This is a genomic window from Candidatus Cyanaurora vandensis (assembly GCF_013285555.1).
GTDB classification, from domain to species: Bacteria; Cyanobacteriota; Cyanobacteriia; order Gloeobacterales; family Anthocerotibacteraceae; genus Cyanaurora; species Cyanaurora vandensis.
In genome coordinates, this window is the sequence record NZ_JAAXLT010000191.1 from 1 (window position 1) to 18,635 (window position 18,635).

Consider the following 18,635-nt stretch of genomic DNA (forward strand, 5'->3'; position numbering starts at 1 on the left):
ACCGGGGGTGGCGCGGGTGGTGGCGACGGTAGCGAAGGTGGCTCTGATCCGCCTACCAACTAAACCCTAGCGAGATGGGTCTGGAGTTCCGCCAGACCCATTTTCATTTGGGCTAGTAGACCCCAGGTCTGGGTTGTCCCGGTTTGGGCTTGAACCTCTAGGTGGGCTGCCAAGGTACCTAGGGCAATCGCCCCCACATTGAAACAAGACCCTTTAACTTGATGGGCATGGCGTTGGAGTTCCGTCGGGTTGTTCTGGTTTAAGGCGAGTTCTATACCAGCAAGCTGGGTCTGGATATCAGTTAGGAATAATTGAAGTAGTTCGCGCTCAAACACTTGGTCGCCCCCGGTCATATCGTCTAGGTGAAAACGGTCCAAGATGGGTAAAGTACTCATGGTTGCCTTGTGTTGCTTAGCACAGTGTACAGTCCTTCCAAGCGGACCGGTTTACTGATGTAATCATTCATCCCAGCGGCAAAACAGGCTTCCCGGTTAGTTTTGAGGGCGTTGGCGGTCATGGCAATAATCCAAGGTTGGATGCCCTCGATTTGGCGGATCTGCCGGGTTGTGGCCAAACCGTCTAACTCGGGCATCTGCATATCCATCAGTACAACATCGTAGGATTGACGGTCTAACGCGGCGAGGACTTCATGACCATTGGCGGCTAGGTCCGCCTGATACCCAAGTCGTGCCAGCAGACGCAGGACGACCTTTTGGTTAACCGGGTTATCCTCTGCCACCAAAACTCGTAAGGGTAGTGAGTCTCCTAGCGTATCCGGGACGGCGGGCATGGGCATCCCAACATCTGGACTAAATAGCTGGACTAGGACTCGGTACAACTGTGAGAGCTTAAACGCTTTAGTCAAGATGTGCGTGACAGCAACCGTGGCGGGGGGTGGACCGTCTAGGGGACCCAAGATGACCGGAGGGTGGGGTTGTTGGAGGGGGAGGAGCCGGTCGAGCATCAGGAGGTCCGTCGGTTCGGTGGCAAGCCACCTCAAAGCTTCTTCGTTCTGGGTTAGGGCCGTGACCGTTAGGCCCCAGACTTGGAGCTGGTACGTCAGGGCAGCTTGGTAAATTATGTCTGTCACCACTAGCACCCGACGACCGAGGAGCTGGGGATGGGACGGGTCAAGCTGGGGAATCGTTGGGGTCAAGATGGTGAAATAAAACCTAGACCCCAACGCCTCGGTACTCTCCACCCCGATCCCACCACCCATCAGCTCGCTTAATCGTTTACAGATGACCAGCCCCAACCCCGTCCCCCCGTACTGACGGGTCGTCGAGCTATCGCCTTGGGAGAAAGGTTGAAACAATCGCCCTATTTGGGCGGGTGGAATCCCGATCCCGGTATCACACACACTAAAACTCAGTTCTCCACCCTTGGGGTGCGGTCCTATGTTGACCGTTAGCACCACTTGACCGTGGGCCGTAAACTTGACGGCGTTACTCAGCAGGTTGACTAGGATTTGCTGAAGACGGACTTCATCCCCCACCACCACTCTGGGTACCATTCGGTCCATAAAATAAACTAGGGCCAGTTGCTTGGTGGTTGCGAGGGGAGCCAAAAGCTCTAGAGCACTCTCTAGACACTGGCGCAGGTCAAAGGGCTGGGCTTCAATTTCTAACCGTCTGGCCTCAATCTTCGAGAAGTCTAAAATGTCATTGACGATCGCAAGTAGGGACTCCCCCCCACTGCGGATCGTCTCAGTAATTTCGCGGTGGGCGGGCCTGAGGGTGGTATCCGTTAATAACAGGCTTGTCATCCCGATAATGGCGTTGAGGGGAGTGCGGACCTCATGACTCATCATCGCCAAGAACTCAGACTTAGCCGCGTTTGCCTGTTCTGCCTCTGCCTTGGCCTGGGCTAGCTGTTTTAGGTTGCGGCGCAGTGTCAACTGGTCAACCACTTGCCGCCCCAAGGCAGCTAGGACGGATTGTTGTTCAGATGTGAGGGTACGCGGGACGGTATCAATCACACACAGGGTCCCCAACGCTGCGCCCTCGGGGGTGACCAAGGGCATACCAGCATAAAAACGAATGTGGGGTTCATGGATCACCAAGGGATTGCGGGCAAAACGGTCATCCTTCAGCGCGTCCGGGACCAGAAATAGCTGGGTCTGCTCAATAGCGTAGGCACAAAAAGCAATCTCTCGACTCGTCTGGGAGATCTCTAGTCCCATCCGCGCCTTGAACCATTGTCGGGTCTCATCCACAAGACTCACCAAGGCAATCGGCGTTTCGCAGATGTGGGCCGCCAACCGAGCAAGATCGTCAAAAGCCGCTTCTGCTGGGGTATCTAGGATTCCGTAACTCTCTAAAACGGCTAGACGGACTGACTCATCGCTCATGAACACTCGCACGGCCTGCTTTTTAGAATGCCCCGGTGTGGATGCAATCTCCTTTCCTATAGTTTGCGCGACTCCAAGGTGAATTCAGGGATTTGCGCTAGTTCGTCCTCCGGCAACTGGTATTGTTCACAGACGATACTCAGTCGGGTACCAGGACTCTGCATCGGGTTAATGGCATGGGTCAAGTCGCCCTGGAAATGTAAAAGGAGATTGGGCAAGGGCGAGATGCGGGCCACCGGGCGTTTTCCCAGGCTCAAGATCAATTCACCGCCCACAAGCTCGGGCGGGACCTGCACATAGAGGACACTCACGGTCAAAGGCGGCAAAATAGTTTTGCAGTAGGAACGGAGGCTGCGGTCAACGTGGGGGTCCACCCGTGAACCCGCCGTTAGGACCAAGGGATTGAGGTAAAAAGCATTACCCAGCGGGTCGAGGGCTTGGGTGAAATAGCGACGTAGATAGGGAAATTTCCGGCCTACCTCGGCTAGGGCCGAACGACGAAAGACCACTGAAAATCCCTTCGTGCTGACAAAATCCCGGTTTAAATTGTTGACGGCAAGGTACGGGGAGGCGTGGACCTGTCCGGCGAGTTCCTTTAAGTACAACGGGGGGAAGGCGTCGAGGTGGCGGCGGTAATAGTCCACTCTTAACGGTAGTTGGTGAACTGGAGTGCCACCGGGAAATCGTCTTTTTTTAGAGACTGGATCACGAGTTGGAGGTCATCTTTGTTTTTGGCGGAGACGCGCACCGCCTCGCCCTGGATGGTAGCTTGAACTTTTTTGTTGGTGTCGCGGATCTGTTGGCAGACCTGCTTGGCAAGTTTTTGTTCAATCCCTTTTTTGAGGATAATCTCTTGGCGGATACGGTTGCCCCCAGCTTTTTCGATGGCACCGGGTTCAAAGATCTTGAGGGAGAGGCCCCGTTTGGCGGACTTGGTCTGCAACAGATCCTGGATAGCTTCCAGGGTCATCTCGTTGTCAGTGAGGATGGTGATCGTTTTTTCGTCGAGGGTGATTTCGCTCCCGGTGTTTTTGAGGTCATAGCGGGATTTGAGTTCGCGGAGGGTCTGGTCCACCGCGTTCACCAACTCCTGACGGTCAAAGTCGCTCACGATGTCAAAAGAGAAATCAGTCGCCATGGTTTCGCATTGCAAATAATCTAATTTTAACTTCAGAAGCGCAGGATCTCTTGACAGTAAGCGGCGGGAGTCGGCTCGACTTGCCAGATAATCCCCTCCCCCGGTTCGAGGGCTACATCTATATAAAGGACGGGCACAGGGGCATCAGCATGGGCGATATTCCCGGCGAAACTCTGCTGGTCTTCGGTCCAGAGACTGAGGACAAACCCGGTGGGGATTTGACCAGCATAAAGGACAGGGCGCAATTGGAACCGCCAACCTAGACCTAGGGGTAAGACGCGCAACTCATACTCCTGATTAAGGATCTGGAGTGGGCGCACAAAAGTGGCTTTGGGTACCTCTTGGTCTCTGGACTCAGCCAGAACAGAGACCTGCAACCACCCCCAAGCCTGACCCAGGGGCGAAACCCCTCCGCGCAACCACTGGGGCAAGGACCATTGTTCCGGTAAACCCTGACGGCCTTCGTAGAGGGCCTGTCGCCAACCGCCGTGGGCTAAAAGACTGCCCCACAGGGCGAAAGGGACCTCCAGACGCGGGAGGAGCGACTGGGCTAAGCGTTGGAGTAACGAGTGGGCCTGGGTAGTGGTGAGGACGGGCAGGAGGGGCACTGGGGCCAAGGTGGGCTCGTCGAGGGTCAGGCAACCCGCTGTCACCGCCCACAACGCCCCTAGATCCGTAACTAAATCCAGCTCATGGAGACTATAGGTCCGGTCAGGACTGTAGTACTGGCCTTGAGTTTTGAGTTGGTGGTGGGTGGCCCAAGCCCAGACGCGCAATTGATGTTGGGCGAGATCTACGGTGACAGCTAGGTAATAGTCAGCCCGCCACTGGGGGATATCCACCCATTCCTGGGGGACCTGTAGATCGTCACTCTCGGCAGGGATGAGGACCCAGCGTTGACCGGCTACGGTCAGGGCGGTTCCTGTCACCACCGTCCAGTAAGGGAGGGGCTGGGGCATAACTTGGGCTTGAGCGTCATACGCCTGGACCCAAGGGAGAAGAACCTGGAGGGTCAAGTCGTTGAGGTAAGCCTGCCAATGCGTAACGGAGTCACCCAAGACGGTATGGGTTTGCCAAACCTTTGCTTGAAGTAGAGCCGGAATCTCAAAGAAAAGAGCTGTGGGGTCTTCAAATGTCGAGGCAGAATCACTCATCGGGAGAAAATTCCTGTAATTGCTGGGCGGATTGATAATTTTCGGTTAACCACTGGTCTACAGCAGCTCCTAATTCTTTTAATACCCCCGGCGTAATCTGGATATGCAGGGCAGCATTACTCCATTGACCAAGGGCTACCACCAATTGTCCCCGACATTGGGTCAGTTGGCGGGAGATTGTGCACTGGTTTTTTTGGAGAAGGCGGGCGAGTTCCTTTTGACCCAAACCCTGACCATAGTACAGTTCCAGTAGTTCGCGTTGGGCTGGGGGTAGTTGCGCTAGGGCTTGACGTAGAACTTGGGCTAGTTCCACAAAGTATTGCTGTTCGGTTGCGTACTGCAATTGCTCAAAAGGTGAACTCCCAGGGGCCACCAGTCGGTCCACCAAGCTCTCTTGGTCAGGGGCATGAAAATCCAAAGAGGTAAAACGGGGCCGGAAGTTACGGATGGCCTGGGCTGCCACTAAAAGCCATTGGCTGAGCTCGGCTGGCTGAGCGGAAGGGCTGATTTCTCGGTTATAACGCTCACTGATGGTCTGCCAGAGTACGGGGTCGGGTCCGGTTAGTCGGGTGACGCGCTGGGGCTGTCGAGGGACATAGCAGTCGCGGTAAATCTGCCAGACAAGCAAATAGGTGTGGATAGTTGCTTCGGGTAGACCATGGTGACGGAGGGCCTGGGTCAGAAGTTCGCGGCTCGTCTGGCGCAACAGAGACCAGTCACTGGCGAGGGCGACGACGGTTTGTTTTTGTACTTCATCACGCATGCAGTTCTTGAAAGCTTGGAAAGCATAGCCTTTGAGATTACTCCCGAGGCGGGGATTGTATTTGTGGAGGATGATATCGGTTTTAAGTAGGGCGATTTGGAATAGCTCAGCTAGGTCGTAGCTCCCCCCCGCGCCCCGTTGCACCCATTGCTCAGTTTTCCAGGCAGCCCAATAACAGGGTTCTTGTAAATAAGCGATTAAATGTTGACGCGCCAAGATATCCTTACGCCAGCCGCCGAGCCAATGGCTCACCCAGACCTCTAAACTCGGTGGAGCTGTACTCAAGTACTGGGCTAAATTGCGCCGCAGCCGGGGTTCCTCGCGCCAAGCCCAACTCTCGCGGCCTATATCCAAAAATGTACAAAATTGTGTCGTGGGGTCCTGTCGTTTGGGCGGGTGAGCGGGCACAGGGATTGCACAGGTGGTCCCACTCACTTTATCACCAGAATTCGGGTATTCTTCTAGCTGAAATATTTCTAAGATAACTAAAAGATTATGCAACTCAACTAGAAATAGTTTACAACTGGCGCTGTTGGCGCAAATACCGTTCCATGAAGCGGTCCAGGTCGCCATTCATAACCCCAGCAACGTCAGAAGTCTCTTCTTGGGTGCGGTGGTCTTTGACCATTTGGTAGGGGTGAAAGACGTAGGAACGGATCTGTGTTCCCCAGTCGGCGTCAGTGATATCGCCCCGGATTTGGGCGAGTTCCACCCGGCGTTTTTCTTCCTCTAGGGTCAGCAACTTGGCGGTGAGGATTTGCATCGCCCGGTTGCGGTTCTGGAGTTGGGAGCGTTCTTGGGTACAACGCACAAACAGACCCGTGGGAAGGTGGGTAATCTGGACAGCGGTCTCGACTTTGTTGACGTTCTGACCGCCCGCCCCACCGGAACGGGAGGTCTTGATGTCGAGGTCTTCCGGGCGGATCTCCACTTTCACTTCATCGTTGAGAATCGGCATCACATCCAGACCCGCGAAACTGGTCTGCCGTTTCCCGTTGGCATTAAAAGGCGAGATGCGGACTAAACGGTGGGTGCCCTTCTCCGCCCAGAGATAACCGTAGGCGTATTGGCCGTCAATCTCTAGAGTGACGGACTTGATTCCGGCTTCCTCCCCCTCGGAGAGATCCAGGAGCCGGACGGTGTAGCCGTGATTCTCGGCCCAGCGGGTGTACATCCGCAAAAGCTGGTCGGCCCAGTCCTGGGCATCGGTGCCCCCCGCCCCGGCATTAATGGTGATGACCGCCCCTTCCTGGTCGTAGGGACCGGAGAGCAACTGCTCAAACTCCCAACGGTCTAGCTCCTCGGTGAGGCGAGCGGCGACGGCTTGGGCTTCGTGGAGTAAGTCTTCATCCCCGGATTCATCAATCAGTTCAATCAGGGCGGTGGTCTCTTCCAGTTGCGCTTGCCAGTGGTGGTACTGGGCCAGGGGTGATTTGAGGCCGTTGAGTTCCTGCATGGTGCGCTGGGCTTGGTCGGAGTCGTCCCAGAACCCCGCGCCCGTGGTCTGGTATTCAAGATTCTCAATACGCTGGGTTAGTTGAGGGATGTCAAAGATAGTCCTGGGTTTTACCCAGGCGGTCAGTGAGTAGGGTAACCGTGCGTTTAAGGTCAGTCAGGTCCATTAGTAGCCTAAGTTTGTCTGTTCTATTTTCGCTATTTTTGGGGTGCAACGGTAGAGGCGGGTGCATAAAAATCGAAAGATAGGTTGTGCTTAACCCTAAATTAACGTCGTTGTCATATCATGGTCTCGATCTAATTGGGAGGCTGCCTTGGGAACCTGCGGACTGGCCCTATTGTTACTGGTCCTGGGAGATTTCTTCTCCACCTTTCTTTACCATGTACCGGAGCATGTATTTGGTAAGTACCACATGAAAGTCCACCACTCTCCCAATCGTAGCTTCATCCACTATGCGGTCTTATCGAGCAATGCCAGGGTTCTAGTTGATGGTTTGCTCGGGGCGGCGCCTTATATCTTGGTCGCGGGATTGATCGGGGTTTACGATTTGACAGCGGCTTTAATTGGGATTTTATTGGGACAAGTCCACGTTTGGTGGCGACACACTTCAATTTTGAAATGGGAAACTCCCCGGCCTCTACAAACGCTGTGTAGCTACTGCTGGATTGTCACCCCGGAGATCCACTGGTTGCACCATCAAAATATCAATCTAGCTTACGGCGATATTTTTACTTTTTATGACAAGCCTGCTCAAATGTGGCTGAGCTATCTCAGGAAAGTTTATTTTAAAAGACTGGCTTGAAAGGACTCCCAATGCAGCAGACAACGACTCAAGTGCAAGTCAGTGCCCACATGCGTAAGCTCCAAGACGATATCGCCACGGCGATTAGCCAGCTTGATGGGTCTAGTTTTCGTGAGGATAGCTGGGAACGGCCCGAGGGCGGCGGCGGTTGCTCCAGGGTGCTGACGGAGGGCCGGATTTTTGAACGGGCCGGGGTGAGTTTCTCGGCGGTCTACGGTCCCAAGCTGCCGCCTTCCATTCTCGAAAATATGCCCCAAGCGGCGGACCAACCTTTTTATGCCACCGGGGTCTCTCTGGTCTTCCACCCACGCAATCCCCATGTGCCCACGGTCCATATGAACTATCGCTATTTTGAGACAGCGGAACTGTTCTGGTTCGGTGGGGGGGCAGACTTGACCCCTTACTACCCGCGCCGTGAAGATGTGGTTCATTTTCACCAGACCCTCAAAAATGCCTGTGACGAACACGACCCCCACTATTACCCGCGCTTCAAGTCCTGGTGTGATGAATACTTCTACCTCAAGCACCGCAAGGAGCCGAGGGGGGTGGGCGGGATCTTTTTTGATTACCAGCAAGGCGACTGGGCGAAGACCTTTGCTTTTAGTCAGTCCTGCGGTCATAGCTTTTTGACGAGTTATCTCCCGATTGTCAAACGCCGCCACGAAACACCCTGGACTGAAACCGAGCGCGACTTCCAACTCTACCGCCGGGGCCGCTATGTGGAGTTCAACTTGGTCTACGACCGGGGTACAATTTTCGGACTCCAGACCGGGGGGCGCACCGAGTCCATCTTGATGTCCTTGCCCCCGGCGGTGCGCTGGGTCTACGACTGGCACCCCGAACCGGGCACTCCCGAGGCTGAACTCTATAATGTTTACCTCAAACCGACGGACTGGCTGGCCTAGTCACTCATCAAGAAGATCCGGGGCCGTACATCGTCCTCCGCCGTCCAAGCCCAATATTTAATCAAGATCTGGTAGACCATGATCCCGGTCTCGCCTTCGCCAAATAGGATGAACTGGAGGGATTGGGAGGTCATATCCTTGCGGGTCAGCCCCAGGAAAATGGAGGTCGGGTTAACCAGTTCACTTAGGTAGGCAATCGTATTGGCAAGGGCCACGGCTCCATCCACTTCGATACAGTAATTACCATCACCCACCTCGCGCACCTGGACTCTCAACCCGCTCAAAAAATCACTGCGGTCATCACGCAGATTCACGTGCATAAAAACCAAGGGGTCCTGGATCGTGTAGTAGCGGCGAATTTGGGCTGCCTTACGGTCGCGCATCTCAGTCGCATTACTAATGAGCGGGACCAAACAGGCTTGTCGTCCACAGAGAATGGGCCAGAGGTCGGCGGAGAGCTCATCGGCTAGGGTGACTTGTTCGACCCTAAGCTCCGTGGCTCGTTGATAGCGCGAGACGGCTCCAATCACCAGGATCGCCAGGATGAAACAGCCAGCGATAATAATCCCGTCGGGTCGTTCGCGGATGTTTTCGATAAATGTATAGGTGAAAACTAACGTCACCAGCCAGAAGTAATAGCTTAGCCAGCGCGTTTTTTGAGATCCTGTCTCTACCGCTTCACGCCCCAAGCCCAGGGAAACCGCCACCGCCGCCGAGAGGATCAGCGCGAGTACCCCCGTGGCGTAGGCCCCCGCTTGGGCCTCCACATCGGCCCGGAAGATAGCTGTCACTAGAATATTCACCGCCAGCAAGACCAAGACCAAGGGGCGCGTATAGCTCACCCAGGCCGGGACCATCCCGAAGCGCGGTAGGTAGCGGGGGATGAGATTTAACATCCCCGCCATCGCTGAGGACCCGGCAAACCAGAGAATCGCAATCGTCGAGATATCGTAGAGCGTCCCCATGAAATCGCCTAGGTAGGCGTGGGCCAGATAAGCCAAAGCGCGGCCCGCTGCTTCACCGCCCTCGGCGTAGTCGGCTGGGGGAATGAGCAGGGTCGTCGTAAAACTAGAGGTGAGCAACAACAAGCTCATCAAGACCGCCGCCACGGTCAACAGGAGACGAGTCCCTCGAATTCGGCCTTCTGGAGTGGGCCGCTCCGCATCCTCGGGGTCGCCTTTAACCAAGGGCATCACCGAAACCCCGGTCTCAAACCCGCTCAACCCCAAAGCAAGTTTAGGAAAGGTCAATCCCGCCGCAAGCAACAAAAACGTCCAATCCCCCTTGAGGGTGAGGGCTTGCTGCCAATTAGCCAAGAGTTCCGGGCGTTGACTAATCTCTACAAAGGCCCGCCCAATCACAACCATACTGAGCAAAATGTAGGGCACCCCCACGAGCACCGCCACCCCCACCGCCTCCGTGAAGCCCAGGAGGAAAACCCCCGCCAATAAGGTCAACAATACCAGGGTGATCGGTAGCTGGTAGGGTTCCAGGTAGGGTTCGAGGAAAGGATTGTGGACCATGTGTTCGGCGGCATCGGAGGCCGAGAGGGTCATGGTAATAATGAAGTCCGTACTGGCAAACCCCAGCATGGCGAGGACAAAAAGCTTCCCCCACCAACCCGGTAGCAGTTTCTCAATCATTGCAATCGAGCCCTGTCCCGCAAAAGAGCGTTGCATCACCTGGATGTAGACCGGCAGGGCTCCACCGAGGGTGACGAGGACCAGCAAGAGGGTGGCAATCGGCGAAATCACCCCGACGGAGAGTAGGGCCAGCGCGGGTTGATAGCCCAGGGTGGAAAAGTAATCCACCCCTGTCAACCACAACACGGCATACCAGGGATGGGTCTCCCCGTGATGTTCGCCCCCGGCCCCTTTTTTGAGCCAGCGACCCAGGGTACTTTTGGGGAGTGAGTTGCCGGGGGTAGGTAGGAGCGGAAGGGCTTTTGGGCCGACACCTTGCATAAATACCCTGGGTGAAAACTCCTCCTAGTTTAGAAGTTGTCAGCCACCTACGACTGAATCTTTAGGGAGAAGGACAACCTTGACCTTGCCCAAGCTCATAATCCACCTTCCTGAGATCACATCCCGCCTTCAGAAGCTCAAGGTTGACCTGCTGGAGTGGCTAAAACTTCAAACGGGTATGGGGTTGGATCAAAGCTGCCCCCTGCGCGGTCAGGGTCTCTAGCTGAAGCGCGTCTAAGTCCTCGGGCCAGACCAGGAATTTGCGGTTGATGTAGTCACGGCTCCCCTGGCTTAAGGAGATATCCCCGGTACTCCCCAAGGCAATCGTCACATCCGGTCCCCGCCGCACATGGGCTTCCACTTGGCGCAGGCGCAGCATTAATTGGCTCAAGCTCTCCCCCGGACGCTGGACCAAGACCAATAGAGCCAGATCACAGGGGTTGTAATAACTGCCCAGACCGCACAGAACCAACGCTTCACAGGGCATCACCACCGTCTCATGGCCGATATTGACCACGGGGAAGAGAATCGGCTGCATCTCATCGGGTTGCCAGGAACGCATGGAGCGTTCGTCGGTCTGTCCACGGACCCAGGTCGAGAGCTTGGGCATCACCGATTCACTAATTAACCGATAGACCTCTTGAGGGCGGCCCAACTGACACAGCGCGTACTCATAAAAAAAATTCGTCGTCGGCTCCATCCCCTACCCCCCTGTGTCTTTCTAGGATGCCCTAGGGATGGGCTTCACATGGGTGTCCTGAAAGGCTAGGGCGACGCCCACAAAGTCCAAAAGCCCGTGGGTTCCTCACTTTCGGGACTGGCTTGGATGGCGAGGAAGTGAAAGCCCCCACAGGTGAGCTTCCGTTGCTCAAAGCGTTGACCTTCGTCCAGAATCTCACTCTCTTTGAGGCGCGGACGAGCCATCACCCACACCTCGCCCGCCCCAGCTTCTAATAACAGACGACCCGTCTCAAAGCGGAGGGCTATAGGCTCAGCCCCCTGCATCCAACCCGCCATCGCCCGGTCCCGGCCCGTAAAGATAACCAACCCCGGCACCAATAATTCTGGGGCGAGGTCCACCGGGAATAGCTCCCCGAAACGCACCGCTTCCACCTGGGCCAACTCCCCGGCCTGCAAGTTCACAAAAGCCCACTTCTCTCCCAAGAGAGCCGCTGGTAAAGGTTGGGGCGTGACGATGAGCGGTTCATCTATGCCTGTGGGAGCTTGGTAGCCCGTCTGTTGAGGATAGAACGCCCGTTCCCGTGCCAAAAGCCACCGCCGTAACCGAAATACCCGCAGACTCAACCGACAGGGCAACTCTAGTTGTTTGCAGGCCCCCTCCACAATCCCCGCCATCACCAATCGAAAAAAGCGGACCCGCTCCGGGGCGAGGGGAGCCAGCGTTAGGGCCTGTTGGAGCTGGGTGACGAGCCAAGCCCGGTTGGCGTCCTTCTGGCTACATTGGGCCACGTACTCAAAATCAGTTTTTTGCGAACAAAGTAGCAGTTCCCAGGTTTTTTTACCCGCCGCATCAAGGACGGGACGGCTGTAGAAATCAATTTCCCAAGTATCCATTTTCCTTTTACCACACCCGTCAGATCTATTTTGCCAGGGGCTAGCCATTCGTTCCCGCCAACGGGTACCATCAACACTAGCGGTAACAAAGTTTACCGATGTTGCTTTCGGCAGGTTTTTACCTTGAGTAGTGACAGTAGACCGGGCAAGTCAGTCAGCTAGGTAGGGCCTTCCCACTGGCGGCTTGGCTTGCCAGAAAGGAGGAAGGATGCTGACTGAAGACCGCCACGCGGTGCTGTCATCCATTGCGAGCTTGGGTGAACTCAAAGCACAACTTAACGCGCTCAATCCTGTGGATGCCAGTGATTACCTGAGCACCCAGCCCCCCGACCGTCAAGCGATTGCTTTTCGTCTCTTGGATAAGGAGCAGGCTAACGAAGTTTTTGGCTATCTACCCTTAGAAGTCCAAGAAGAATTAGTTACTAACCTGCATAAACAAGAAGTGCGGACACTCGTCGAGGCGATGACCCCGGACGACCGGGCGGAGTTTTTTGATGAACTCCCGGCCCGTGTGGTCAAGCGACTTTTGTTACAACTGAGTCCCTCAGAGCGCGAAGCAACCGCCCTATTGCTGGGCTACCCGGAACATACCGCCGGTCGGGTAATGACCACGGAGTATGTGCGTTTGCGGATGGACTTGACCGTGGCCCAAGCGATCCAGAAGATCCGGCGGTTGGACGCGGATAAAGAGACGATCTATTACTGTTACCTCACGGACCCAGACCGAGTATTGCAGGGAGTAGTTTCCCTACGCCAACTAATTTTTGCGGACCCCGAGACCCCGATCCAGGAACTCGCCCAAAACCGCCTGATCTCAGTCAACACCAACGCTGAACAAGAAGCTGTCGCTCGCCTGATGAAACGCTACGACCTATTAGCTTTGCCGGTGGTAGACCGCGATGAACGACTGGTGGGGATTGTCACGATTGACGACGTAGTAGACATCATTGAGGAATCCGCCACCGAAGACCTCCAAAAACTGTCCGGGATTCAGACCGGGGACGAATCAACGCTGGACTCACCCCTAGTCTCGGTGCAGAAGCGGCTGCCCTGGCTCGTCGGTAATGTTCTACTTTATGTCGGCGTTGCTAGCCTGATTGCACCCTTCCAGGAAGTGATTGGTCTCGTCCCTGTCCTCGCTGTGATCATGCCCATCATTGCCAATACCAGCGGCAACACGGCTATTCAGACCCTAGCGGTGACGGTGCGCGGGTTGGGGGTCGGTGAGATTGTCCCTCAAGACCTCTGGAAGGTCGTGCGTAAAGAAGTCTTAGCGGGATTGTGTAATGCCCTAGTCCTCGGCGTGGTCTTGGGGAGCCTGTCCCTCATCTGGTCCTATACGACCTATCCCCGCATTGCCTTAGTTGCCGCCGGGGTGATTGCCATTAACGTTCTCGTGGCTGCCGCCGCCGGGACGATCCTACCGATTACCCTCAAGCGGTTAGGACTCGACCCCGCTCTCATCAGTGGCCCTCTACTCACCACCCTCCTTGATTCAATCGGATTTCTAACTTTCTTGGGGACTACATCCTTGCTGTTGAAGCACGGTTTACTCTAGGGCACAGGTCAGTTCCTCGACACGGAGGGTGAAGCGCATATTCTCGCGGTAGTCCACGGGGCAATCAATGACGGTGGGAACGGATTGGGCTAGGGCTTCTTGGAGAATCGGCAAGAGGTCCTCGGTGCGTTCCACCCGATAACCCTTGAGACCCATACTCTCGGCTAACTTAACGAAGTCTGGGTTGCCAAAACGTGAATAGGCCGTGCGTCCAAAGTGGATCTGTTGTTTCCACTCAATCAGTCCGTAACCGCCATCGTTAAAAATCAAGGTGACGAAGGGCGTACCCACGCGCACAGCCGTTTCGAGTTCCTGGCAGTTCATCATGAACCCGCCGTCGCCCGTGACCGCAACGACCTTGCGCTCCGGGTAAACCAGTTTCGCCGCCACCGCTCCGGGAATCGCAATCCCCATCGCCGCAAAACCGTTGGAGATGAGACAGGTGTTGGGGTGGCTGCAATGGTAGTGGCGGGCCATCCACATTTTGTGGGCCCCGACATCGGAGATGACGATATCCTCAGCCCCCATCACTTGCCGGAGGTCGTAGATAATCTTCTGGGGTTTGACGGGGAACTCTTGGTCTTGGCTGTACTGGACGTAATCAGCCTGGATCGCGGAGCGCAGGCTCAGGGCGTGGGGCGTGGGCAGGCCCTCGCGGTCAGTGCGGTTCAAGATCTCTTCTAGGGAATCGGCGATGTCACCCACCACTTCCACAGCGGGGATGTAGCTACTGTCAATCTCGGCGGCGGTCATATCAATGTGGACAATCGCGGTCGTGCCCGTGGGGTTCCATTTTTTCGGCCCGTACTCAATTAGGTCGTAACCAATGGCAATCACCAAGTCAGTCTTCTCAAAGGCACAAGTGACGATATCCCGTTGCTGGAGTCCCACGGCCCACAGTGCGAGGGGGTGTTCATAGGGGATCACGCCTTTGCCCATGAAGGTATTGACCACGGGGATCTGGAGGGTAGCGGCGAACTTGGTCAACATCGCACTGGCTTGGGCGCGGATACAACCATTCCCCACCAGAATCACCGGGTTCTGGGCCTGACTGATGCGGAGGGCGGCCTCGGCGATGCTTTTGAAGGAGGCGTATTCGTGGTCCTGGTCGCCGACCCGCAGGGGGGTACCGACGACGGGCATAGCGGCGATATTTTCGGGTAAATCAATGTGAACCGCGCCCGGTTTCTCCGCTTGGGCCAGTTTGAAGGCGCGACGGACGATCTCCGGGGTATTACTGGGCCGGACGACCTGGGTACTCCATTTCGTCACCGGGGTAAACATAGCCACGAGATCTAGGTATTGATGGGACTCGATGTGCATCCGGTCGGTCCCGACTTGTCCTGTAATAGCGACGAGGGGGGCATGGTCGAGGTTGGCATCAGCCACCCCAGTCATCAGGTTCGTCGCCCCCGGCCCCAGGGTCGAGAGACAGACCCCCGCCCGCCCGGTCAAGCGTCCGTAGACATCCGCCATAAACGCCGCGCCCTGTTCGTGACGAGTCGTGATGAAACGGATTGAGGAGGATTGCAATGCCTCCAAGAACTGGAGATTTTCTTCACCGGGTAGACCAAAGATGTATTCCACGCCTTCGTTTTCGAGGCATTGGACCAGTAGCTCAGAAGTATTCATGCACACCACACGGTTTTGATGTTGACGAACTCAAGCAGTCCTTCTCGTCCCAGTTCTCGTCCATAACCGGAACGCTTAATCCCGCCGAAGGGGAGGCGCGGGTCGGATTTGACCAAACTGTTGATGAAGACAGCTCCTGCCTCTAATTCCCAGGTTAGCCGCTCCTGCTCAGTCGGGTCCTGAGTCCAGGCACTCGCCCCGAGCCCAAATACGGTGTCATTGGCAAGCTCCAAAGCCTGATCCAAGTCCCGTACTCGAAAAATCGCTGCTACAGGACCAAAGAGTTCCTCGTGGTAAGCCGGACTCTGGACGGGGATGTCTGTGAGAATCGTCGGCGGATAGAAATTCCCCGGTCCCGCCAGGAGTTCTCCGCCACACAGTAACCGCGCTCCTTGGGCAATGGAGTCCTGGACTTGTTGGTGGAGTTGTTCGCGGATGGCGGGGGTTGCCAGGGGGCCGATTTGGGTCTGGGGATCGAGGGGATCGCCGATTTTGAGTTGCTGAAACGCTGCTACTAACCCGGCGGTGAACTCATCGGCAATCGGTTCCGCCAAAATGAAACGTTTAGCGGCAATACAGGATTGACCGTTGTTCTGCGTCCGCGAGGTCACGGCGGTCTGGATCGCCTGGGTCAGGTCCGCGCTGGGGAGGACGATGAAAGGGTCACTACCGCCGAGTTCGAGGACCGTTTTTTTCAGATAGTGTCCACAGTGGTGGGCGAGGCTCTGACCAGCGGGTTCACTGCCCGTCAGGGTAGCGGCTTTAATCCGTGGGTCTGCCACTAACTGGGCAATCTGCTCAGATTCGATAAGCAAGGTCTGGAAACAGCCCGTGGGATAGCCCGCATCTACAAAAAGTTGCTCAATTGCTAGGGCACACTGGGGCACGTTGGAGCTATGTTTCAGCAGAGCCACGTTCCCCGCCATCAACGCCGGGGCCGCAAAGCGCAGGACCTGCCAAAAAGGGAAATTCCAGGGCATGACCGCGAGAATTACGCCCAAGGGTTGGTAGCGCACCAAGGCTTTAACCCCGCTAATCGGTACGGGTTGGTCAGCGAGTAATTCAGCCCCGTGGTCAGCATAGAACCGACAACCCACCGCGCACTTCTCAATCTCGGCTTGGGCAGCAGCGATGGGTTTACCCATCTCAACTGTGGCGAGGTGAGCCAGTCGGTCCCGGTCTTTTTCGAGTAGATTAGCGACGCGGTGTAATTTCTCAGCCCGTTGGGCAAAGGTGGTCCGTCGATAGTTCAGAAAAGTCCGCTCTGCTTGTTCTAGTTTGGTGGCGAGTTCTGTTTCGCTCAGGGGCGTAAAGGTCTTTTCGGTCACGCCCGTCGTCGGATTCAAGGTTGCAATCGGTCTAGCCATGTCAATATCCACATCTATTTCTATGGTGGCGGGTCCATCCCTCAAAAAGACCACAATTTCTCATCAAATTTGGAGAACTTCATCAAGCCGAGTTGGTTAAATTAACCCAACGATCGCCTGGAGTCTCGATGAACCCCGTCCGTTACTTGCCCTTAATCGCCCTGTTAGCCCTACCCGTCATGGCCCAGACCGCTGACTTCCAGCGCAGTTATCCCTTGGCTCAGGGGAGCATCATCCGTATTCGTAATGTCTCTGGGGATATCCGGGTAACAGGGTATGAGGGCAGTACCGTGGTGGTCCGGGCGATTAAAGAAGGACGGGACCGCGACCAAGTGGAAGTGGAAGACCTCAGCACCAATGACCGGGTGGAATTAGATGTCCGCTATCCCAATTATTGCCAGAACTGCAATGCCAGCCTCCGCTTTGAAGTGCAGGTCCCACGCAACCGTCGCTTCCGGTTTGATGATCTGGGTTCTGCCAGTGGAGATATCCAAGTGCGGGGGGTCCAGGGCGAGGTCCGCATCAAGACTGCCAGCGGCGATGTCCAAGTCGAACAGGTCCAAGGCGAAGTCCAGGCCAAGTCTGCCAGTGGCAAGGTCGCGGTGCGCGAGACCCAGGGCGGCAACCTCCGGGCGGAGAGTGCCAGCGGAGATGTGGAAGTCGAGATTGGGCAACTGACCGGGACTGAGGATCTACGGTTTACCTCCGCCTCCGGGGATGTCCGCCTCAGATTGCCCGCCAACCTCAATGCTGATGTGGAATTGAGGAGTAGTACCGGGCAGGTGAGTACCGAGTTTCCCTTGAATACCGTCCGCGACCGCTATGGTCCCGGCGAACGGGCTGAAGGACGATTGGGGACTGGGAAACAGACGCTACGAGCTAACTCTGCCACGGGAGATGTGCGGCTAAATCGGTTCTGATGCACCCACGCATAGTTCTTGGGTCTTGCGGTGGCGGTAGTCGAAGAGGGCTTCCAGGCGCGGACGGACCCATAACTCCGTTGCCAACCCCCACCAACCCAGGGGCGGGGTGTACATGACCGTGTCGCGCAACAACGTCCCTCCCTGAGCGGCAATGAACCGATGGGTATGCCGATAGTGGCTGAATGGTCCCCACGCCTGCACATCCGTGAAGTGGCTGTCGGCAACCAATTCCGTAATCCGTGACAACCAGGGCAAGACGAGAGGACCCAGTAAAGCAATCTCAAAAATGACCAAGCTCCCGGTCTGAATCGGGTCGGGGGCTTGAATCAGTCGCAGTTGGTACTCAGTCGGCGTGATGAGAATGAGGTTTTGGGGATCGGTGTGGAAGGCAAAAACCTGCGCCACAGGAGCCGCAACCAACGACTCGCGCTCAAAGGCAAAGGTAGGGTCCATCAGGCGAGGTCCGGGAAGACCCGGCTGACCGTGGGATGGCAGACCCGGCCCAAGGAGACATTCAAGCCCTTGGCAAGGGCGAGATTGTGGTCTAGGGCCGTCAAACCCTGTTGGGCCAATTGCGCCACGTAGGGGAGGGTGACATTGGTGAGGGCCTGGGTCGCCGTCCAGGGTACGGCTCCCGGCATATTGGGCACCCCGTAATGGACGACACCCTCAGCCACATAGACCGGCTCAGAATGCGACGTAGCGTGTAGCGTCTCCACACAGCCGCCCTGGTCCACCGCCACATCCACAATTACCGAACCGGGCTGCATCTGGGCCACCTGTTTACGCGTGACTAAGGTGGGTGCCCGGTCGCCCGTCACGAGAACCGCCCCCACGAGGAGATCCGCCGTCGGAACCACTTCACTAATCGTCCGCGCACTGCTGTAGAGATATTCCACCCGCGAACCAAACAGGGTCTCTAGGTAACTAAGGCGGTCCATGCTGAGGTCAAGGATTTGGACCCTAGCCCCGAGACCCACGGCAATCCGCGCCGCCTCCGTCCCGACGGTTCCCCCGCCCAGGATGACCACATGGGCCGGCCGCACAC

General features: G+C 56.2%; 18 protein-coding genes. 4 read left to right on the top strand and 14 right to left on the bottom strand.

Annotated elements, in window-relative coordinates:
- Nucleotides 1-59 precede the first annotated feature (59 nt).
- From HFM78_RS13580 to prfB, 7 genes are all read right to left on the bottom strand, one after another.
- Nucleotides 60-395, bottom strand: coding sequence for an Hpt domain-containing protein (locus tag HFM78_RS13580; RefSeq protein ID WP_287129988.1), 336 nt, complete (start codon nucleotides 393-395; stop codon nucleotides 60-62).
- Complete coding sequence (locus HFM78_RS13585) at nucleotides 392-2,350, bottom strand: response regulator (RefSeq protein WP_287129989.1); 1,959 nt, start codon at nucleotides 2,348-2,350, stop codon at nucleotides 392-394. The genes HFM78_RS13580 and HFM78_RS13585 overlap by 4 nt, the downstream gene beginning before the upstream one ends.
- 56 nt (nucleotides 2,351-2,406) lie before the next feature.
- A complete protein-coding gene (locus tag HFM78_RS13590; RefSeq protein ID WP_287129990.1) occupies nucleotides 2,407-2,994 on the bottom strand; it encodes a 2OG-Fe(II) oxygenase in 588 nt (195 codons plus the stop codon).
- Between the two features lie 2 nt (nucleotides 2,995-2,996).
- Nucleotides 2,997-3,488, bottom strand: coding sequence for a YajQ family cyclic di-GMP-binding protein (locus HFM78_RS13595; RefSeq protein ID WP_287129991.1), 492 nt, complete (start codon nucleotides 3,486-3,488; stop codon nucleotides 2,997-2,999).
- 32 nt (nucleotides 3,489-3,520) lie between these two features.
- Nucleotides 3,521-4,642, bottom strand: a complete 1,122-nt coding sequence (locus HFM78_RS13600) for a DUF1822 family protein (RefSeq protein ID WP_287129992.1) — start codon at nucleotides 4,640-4,642, stop codon at nucleotides 3,521-3,523.
- Nucleotides 4,635-5,840 carry a sigma-70 family RNA polymerase sigma factor gene (locus tag HFM78_RS13605; protein ID WP_287129993.1) on the bottom strand — a complete coding sequence of 402 codons (1,206 nt, stop codon included), beginning with the start codon at nucleotides 5,838-5,840 and terminating at the stop codon, nucleotides 4,635-4,637. Before HFM78_RS13605 ends, HFM78_RS13600 begins: the two co-directional genes overlap by 8 nt.
- A gap of 82 nt (nucleotides 5,841-5,922) precedes the next feature.
- A protein-coding gene (prfB, locus tag HFM78_RS13610) for a peptide chain release factor 2 (protein ID WP_396033113.1) occupies nucleotides 5,923-7,027 on the bottom strand; the annotation gives its coding sequence in 2 pieces (ribosomal slippage) (nucleotides 5,923-6,954 and nucleotides 6,956-7,027; 1,104 coding nt in all).
- Nucleotides 7,028-7,174: 147 nt separating this feature from the next.
- Between prfB and HFM78_RS13615 the strand changes: the two genes are divergently transcribed.
- Both HFM78_RS13615 and hemF read left to right on the top strand, forming a co-directional pair.
- Complete coding sequence (locus HFM78_RS13615) at nucleotides 7,175-7,663, top strand: sterol desaturase family protein (RefSeq protein WP_287129994.1); 489 nt, start codon at nucleotides 7,175-7,177, stop codon at nucleotides 7,661-7,663.
- Between the two features lie 11 nt (nucleotides 7,664-7,674).
- Entirely contained in the window at nucleotides 7,675-8,568 is an 894-nt protein-coding gene (gene hemF / locus HFM78_RS13620) for an oxygen-dependent coproporphyrinogen oxidase (RefSeq protein ID WP_287129995.1), read from the top strand.
- On the opposite strand, the gene HFM78_RS13625 is transcribed toward hemF, so the two are convergent.
- The 3 genes from HFM78_RS13625 to HFM78_RS13635 all read right to left on the bottom strand — a co-directional run bounded on the left by HFM78_RS13625 (nucleotide 8,565) and on the right by HFM78_RS13635 (nucleotide 12,107).
- The gene (locus tag HFM78_RS13625) at nucleotides 8,565-10,532 is read right to left on the bottom strand and encodes a hypothetical protein (protein WP_287129996.1); all 1,968 of its coding nucleotides are present in this window, start codon (nucleotides 10,530-10,532) and stop codon (nucleotides 8,565-8,567) included. The genes hemF and HFM78_RS13625 overlap by 4 nt on opposite strands.
- Nucleotides 10,533-10,692: 160 nt before the next feature.
- Nucleotides 10,693-11,232, bottom strand: a complete 540-nt coding sequence (locus tag HFM78_RS13630; RefSeq protein ID WP_287129997.1) for a hypothetical protein — start codon at nucleotides 11,230-11,232, stop codon at nucleotides 10,693-10,695.
- A gap of 65 nt (nucleotides 11,233-11,297) precedes the next feature.
- Nucleotides 11,298-12,107 carry a Tab2/Atab2 family RNA-binding protein gene (locus tag HFM78_RS13635; protein WP_287129998.1) on the bottom strand — a complete coding sequence of 270 codons (810 nt, stop codon included), beginning with the start codon at nucleotides 12,105-12,107 and terminating at the stop codon, nucleotides 11,298-11,300.
- A 208-nt stretch (nucleotides 12,108-12,315) separates the two neighbouring features.
- Between HFM78_RS13635 and mgtE the strand changes: the two genes are divergently transcribed.
- Nucleotides 12,316-13,665: a magnesium transporter gene (gene mgtE, locus HFM78_RS13640; protein WP_287129999.1), complete on the top strand. Its 1,350-nt coding sequence runs from the start codon at nucleotides 12,316-12,318 to the stop codon at nucleotides 13,663-13,665.
- Here the strand turns inward: mgtE and HFM78_RS13645 are convergent.
- The gene (locus tag HFM78_RS13645; protein WP_287130000.1) at nucleotides 13,657-15,297 is read right to left on the bottom strand and encodes an acetolactate synthase large subunit; all 1,641 of its coding nucleotides are present in this window, start codon (nucleotides 15,295-15,297) and stop codon (nucleotides 13,657-13,659) included. The genes mgtE and HFM78_RS13645 overlap by 9 nt on opposite strands.
- Nucleotides 15,294-16,664, bottom strand: coding sequence for an NAD-dependent succinate-semialdehyde dehydrogenase (locus HFM78_RS13650; RefSeq protein ID WP_287130001.1), 1,371 nt, complete (start codon nucleotides 16,662-16,664; stop codon nucleotides 15,294-15,296). The genes HFM78_RS13645 and HFM78_RS13650 overlap by 4 nt, the downstream gene beginning before the upstream one ends.
- 128 nt (nucleotides 16,665-16,792) lie before the next feature.
- Between HFM78_RS13650 and HFM78_RS13655 the strand changes: the two genes are divergently transcribed.
- Nucleotides 16,793-17,584 carry a DUF4097 family beta strand repeat-containing protein gene (locus HFM78_RS13655; RefSeq protein ID WP_287130002.1) on the top strand — a complete coding sequence of 264 codons (792 nt, stop codon included), beginning with the start codon at nucleotides 16,793-16,795 and terminating at the stop codon, nucleotides 17,582-17,584.
- Here the strand turns inward: HFM78_RS13655 and HFM78_RS13660 are convergent.
- Both HFM78_RS13660 and HFM78_RS13665 read right to left on the bottom strand, forming a co-directional pair.
- A complete protein-coding gene (locus HFM78_RS13660) occupies nucleotides 17,570-18,040 on the bottom strand; it encodes an SRPBCC family protein (protein WP_287130003.1) in 471 nt (156 codons plus the stop codon). The two genes, HFM78_RS13655 and HFM78_RS13660, sit on opposite strands and share 15 nt — an antisense overlap.
- The coding region (locus HFM78_RS13665; RefSeq protein WP_287130004.1) for an alanine dehydrogenase at nucleotides 18,040-18,635 on the bottom strand (596 nt) is incomplete at its 5' end. The genes HFM78_RS13660 and HFM78_RS13665, both read right to left, overlap by 1 nt.